The 574-nt window shown below is 54.7% G+C and carries 1 protein-coding gene and 1 pseudogene; both read right to left on the bottom strand.

Translation table 11 applies throughout. The annotated features are described in order from the left end of the window. Positions 1 to 251: RNA polymerase sigma factor (locus tag BK660_RS31285; RefSeq protein WP_311202925.1), on the bottom strand; the 251-nt coding region annotated here is incomplete at its 3' end. A 190-nt stretch (positions 252 to 441) separates the two neighbouring features. Then, a pseudogene (locus BK660_RS31280) lies at positions 442 to 574 on the bottom strand (glyceraldehyde-3-phosphate dehydrogenase); the annotation flags it as partial.

Genomic DNA, 574 nt, shown 5'->3' with positions numbered 1-574 from the left:
ACATCATCGACCATGGTTCGCGAATGGATCTTGCGCGCGCGCAAATGATCCAGCGCCAGATTGCGCGCGGTCTGGAAGACAAAAGGTTCGAGGTGATCGATGGCCCGCTCGCTCAACGCCCGCGTCACACGCAGGTAGGTCTCCTGCAGCAGGTCTTCAGCGGTGCTGTGATTGTTGACCATCCGTTCCAGCGTTCGCAGCAAGGATGTGCGCTGGGTGAGGAAGACGTGGTTGAAGCGCGATTGACTCACGGGAGGACCTGATCGATTTCAAGCGAATGATAATGCTTATCATCTAGTCGAATGGTCAAGCCCTGATTTCAAATACAGCATAAAACCCCTGTAGGAGTGAGACTGCTCGCGATAGCGGTAGATCAGCCACAACATCTGTGACTGACAGATAGCTATCGCGAGCAGGCTCACTCCTACAAAGGGCAACCGATTATTCCGCGTTACACAGCGCCAGGCAGTTATCCAGCATGCGGTTGGAAAAGCCCCACTCGTTGTCATACCAGGCCAGCACTTTCAGCAGTTTGCCGCTGGACTTGGTGTGGTTGGCGTCGAAGATCGACGAC

The sequence above is a fragment of the Pseudomonas brassicacearum genome (assembly GCF_003732265.1).
Lineage (GTDB): Bacteria > Pseudomonadota > Gammaproteobacteria > Pseudomonadales > Pseudomonadaceae > Aquipseudomonas > Aquipseudomonas brassicacearum_D.
This window is presented reverse-complemented; position numbering and strand designations above follow the sequence as displayed.